We start from the raw sequence: 3678 nt of genomic DNA on the forward strand, positions 1-3678 counted from the left end.
CCAATCCCGCCGCGGTCGCGATGCCGGACGGCGAGCCGATCCCGGCCGGGTTCGCCTACGTGCCCGCCGGGTTGGACACGCTGGGCAGCCCCGCCGATGAGCCGGGCCACGAGGCGGACGAGGCCCTCCACGTCGTCACCCTGACGCGGGCCCTGTTCGTGGCGATGCACGAGGTGACGCAGGGCGAGTACGAGGCGCTGGTCGGCGGCTACCCGAGCGACTTCATCGGCGACGACCGGCCCGTGGAACAGGTCGACTGGTTCGACGCCGTGGCCTACTGCAACGCGCTGTCGCTCGCCGAGGGGCTGGCCCCGGCCTACGACATCGCCGGCGAGACGGTCGCCTGGGACCGCGATGCCGACGGCTACCGCCTGCCGACCGAAGCGGAGTGGGAGTTCGCCTGCCGCGCCGGCACCGTCACGGCCTACTGCAACGGATCGGCCGCCGCGCGGGGCTGCGTGGACGACGGGGTGCTGTCGCTGGTCGGGGTTTTCTGCGTCACCGACGTCGCCGACGACAACCTCGCCAGCGGCGATCCCGACGGCCCCGACGGACCCGCCGAGGTGGGTGGGCTCCTGGCCAACGAGTGGGGGCTGTTCGACATGCACGGCAACGTCTACGAGTGGTGCTGGGACTGGTTCGGCGACGGGACCGCGGACGGGAGCGTCGACCCCGCGGGGCCCGAGTCGGGTACGCTCAGGGTGATCCGCGGCGGCTGCTGGACGAGCCCGCTGGAGGCGTGCCGGTCAGCGGCGCGCAGCGCCGCCGACCCGACGATGTCCAACTCGGGGGTGGGGTTGCGGGTGGTGCGGTGGGCGGATCCCGCGGCTCGGTGACGGCTGCGCGCGTCAGTTCAGGCCGAACGAGATGTCGTCGCTGAGCTCGTTGGCGTCGTCCGCCCGGTGGGGGAAGTGCTGCCGCAGCTTCTCGCCGATCCGCGCGATCCCCGCCTCGATGCCGCCGGCGAAGTCGTCCGCCGCGAACCGCGCGGCCATCAGCGCCGCCACGTCCTGCCAGAAGCTGTCGCCGACCTGCCGGTGCAGCTCCTCGTCCCCGACGATCGCGAAGCGCCGCGCCCGCACCGCCAGGTAGACCAGCACGCCGTTGCGCTCGCCGGTGGCGTGCATCCCCATCTTGCCGAACAGCTCCCGCGCCCGCAGGTAGGGGTCGCCGCCGGACGGTTCGCCCTTGGGCACGTCCCGCTCGACGTGGAAGCGGATCTCCCCGCTGGTGCGCTGCTCGGCCGCGTGGATGGCCGCCACGATCCGCTGCTGCTCGTCGCGGCTGAAGAACTTGCGGGGCACGCTGCTACGATTCGCCATGTCACCAACCTCCGCTCGCGCCGCCGCCGCCGCTGAAGCCGCCGCCGCCGCTGAAACCGCCACCGCCGCCGCCGAAGCTCCCGCCGCCGCCGCCCCAGCCGCCGCCTCGCCCGCCGCGGCCGCTGGACATCGCCGAAGCGACGATCAGCGGGCCGAGCCAGCGGCTGCGGCCGGCGCCGCCGCCGCCGATCAGCGCGATCAGGATCAGGGGCAGCAGCAGGCCGCCGAGCCCGCGGCTGCGGCGCCCGCTCGCTTCGCGGGGCGTCTGGCCGAACTGTCCCTGGGCCAGCGGGTCGTCCGGGGCCAGGCGCTGGGCCACGCGGACCATGACCAGCGCGAAGCGCCGGAACGCCTGGTCCGAGGGGATCTGCTGCATCTCCTGGATGATGCTGCGCGAGACCGCGTCGGTCAGGCGCTCCTCGTTCTCGTAGGCGACCTCGAGCCGCGACGCCCGCTGTTGCGGGAACACCGCGAACAGCAGGCCGTCGAGCCGCTCGCGGCTCCCGATCTTCCAGTGCTCGAACAGGCGGTTGGTGTAGTCGGCGATCTCGCCGTCGAACTCCGGCAGCACGGCGATCACGAACTGGATGCCGGTGCGCCGGTGGAAGGCCTCCAGCTCGTTCGCGAGGGCCGCCGCCTCCTCGCGCGAGACCACGCCCACCCCGTCGGTGAAGTAGGTGGACGGCGGCGGCGGCAGCTCGGCCGCCGCCGCCGTCGCGAGCAGCAGGAGCGTCAGCGCCGTGAGGAGCAGATGCCTGACGGGGATCATGGGACGTCGCATCGCGCCTCCTCGGGCTGCGCCCGGTGTCGCCAGCCTAGAACTTCACCTCGGGCGCCTTCTCGGTGCCCTCCTGGGCCTCGAAGTAGGCCCGCTTGTCGAAGCCGAACATGCCGGCGATCACGCTGGCCGGGAAGCGCCGGATCTGCGTGTTGTAGTTCTGGGCCGTCTCGTTGAAGCGGCGGCGCTCGACGGCGATGCGGTTCTCGGTGCCCTCGAGCTGGGACTGCAGCTCCAGGAAGTTCTGGTTGGCCTTGAGGTCGGGGTACTGCTCGGCCACGACCATCAGGCGCGACAGGGCGCCGCTGAGGCCCTGCTGGGCCTGCTGGAAGCGCTGCAGGAACGCCGGGTCGTTCAGGTTCTCGGGGGTGGCCTCGACCGTGACCTTGGTGGCCTCGGCGCGGGCGCGGATGACGGCCTCGAGCGTTTCGCTCTCGTGGGCGGCGTAGCCCTTGACCGTGTTGACCAGGTTCGGGATCAGGTCGGCCCGGCGCTGGTAGACGTTTTCCACGTTGCTCCACTGGCCGTCGACGCCTTCCTGCAGGCCGACCAGGGAGTTGTACTTGCCGACCAGCGAGAACGCCACCACGGCGATCAGGGCCAGCACGCCGATCAGGACCAGTAATCCACGCGACATCTCAACCTCCTACGGGGCGGGTCATTCCACGATCGTCAGGGTGAATTGATCGTCGGGTTGCACCGATTCCGCAACTTCCATCCCCTTGACCACCCGGCCGAACACGGTGTAGCGGCCGTCCAGGTGGGGCTGCGGGGAGAGGCAGACGAAGAACTGGCTGCCGTCGGTGTCCTTCCCGGAGTGGGCGATGCCGACGGTCCCGCGCAGGAACGGCAGGCTGCTCCACTCGCTGCGCAGGGTGTAGCCGGGGCCGCCCCAGCCGGTGCCGCCGGGGTCGCCGCCCTGGATGACGAAGTCGGGCACGACCCGGTGGAAGGAGCCGTCGGCGTAGTACCCCTCGCGCACCAGTTGCACGATCGTCGCGCAGGTGCGCGGGGCGACGTCGGCCTCCAGCGCGATGGTGAACGAGCCGCGGGGCGTGCGGCAGAGCAGGCGGGGCGCCTTCGCCGGCAGGGCGGCGGCGGTCTGGCGCGGGTCGCGGGCGGCGGCCGGCAGGGTCTCCAGCAGGCTGGCCTCGCTGGGGATCAGCGCGGGCGCGGTCAGCAGCAGCGCGGCCGCGGCGGCGCGGGCCTCGCTGCGCACCTGCAGGCGGTCGTGGTCGAAGCCCTGCTCCAGCAGCGCCACGGTGCGGGCGCGCAGGGTGTCGGGCACGGCGAAGCTCGTGTCCGCGGCGAAGGTGGTCAGCGCCTGCAGCACGCCGCGGCGGACGTCGTCGCCGGCCGGGCCCTCGGCCCGCGACCAGGCGCGCGCGAGCACCCCGAGGTTGCGCGCCGAGGCGTGGCCGCCCAGCAGGCCGCAGGCCGTAGCCGTGGCGTAGGGGTCGCCGCCGAGGACGGTCCGGCGCAGGGCCGTTTCCACGGCCTCGCGGGCGCGGGCCTGCGCGGCGGGGGTGTGGCCCTCCTGCCGGAGGCGGGCCAGCGCCGCCGGCAGGGCGTCCAGGG

The 3678-nt window shown here is 73.3% G+C and carries 5 protein-coding genes; 1 reads left to right on the forward strand and 4 read right to left on the reverse strand.

Going from position 1 to position 3678, the window contains the following annotated elements; translation table 11 throughout:
• On the forward strand, positions 1-836 hold an 836-nt coding region (locus Q7W29_04180; GenBank protein MDO9171012.1), incomplete at its 5' end, for a formylglycine-generating enzyme family protein.
• Between the two features lie 12 nt (positions 837-848).
• On the opposite strand, the gene Q7W29_04185 is transcribed toward Q7W29_04180, so the two are convergent.
• The 4 genes from Q7W29_04185 to Q7W29_04200 all read right to left on the reverse strand — a co-directional run.
• Complete coding sequence (locus Q7W29_04185) at positions 849-1322, reverse strand: TPM domain-containing protein (protein MDO9171013.1); 474 nt, start codon at positions 1320-1322, stop codon at positions 849-851.
• A 1-nt stretch (position 1323) separates the two neighbouring features.
• On the reverse strand, positions 1324-2103 hold the full coding sequence (locus Q7W29_04190; protein MDO9171014.1) for a TPM domain-containing protein: 780 nt from the start codon (positions 2101-2103) through the stop codon (positions 1324-1326).
• A gap of 34 nt (positions 2104-2137) precedes the next feature.
• Positions 2138-2737 (reverse strand): LemA family protein, encoded by a 600-nt coding sequence (locus tag Q7W29_04195; protein MDO9171015.1) that lies wholly within the window; start codon positions 2735-2737, stop codon positions 2138-2140.
• A 21-nt stretch (positions 2738-2758) separates the two neighbouring features.
• Positions 2759-3678, reverse strand: a 920-nt coding sequence (locus Q7W29_04200; protein ID MDO9171016.1) for a peptidylprolyl isomerase, incomplete at its 5' end; no start/stop codon positions are given.

This window comes from bacterium (genome assembly GCA_030654305.1).
Taxonomy (GTDB): domain Bacteria; phylum Krumholzibacteriota; class Krumholzibacteriia; order LZORAL124-64-63; family LZORAL124-64-63; genus PNOJ01.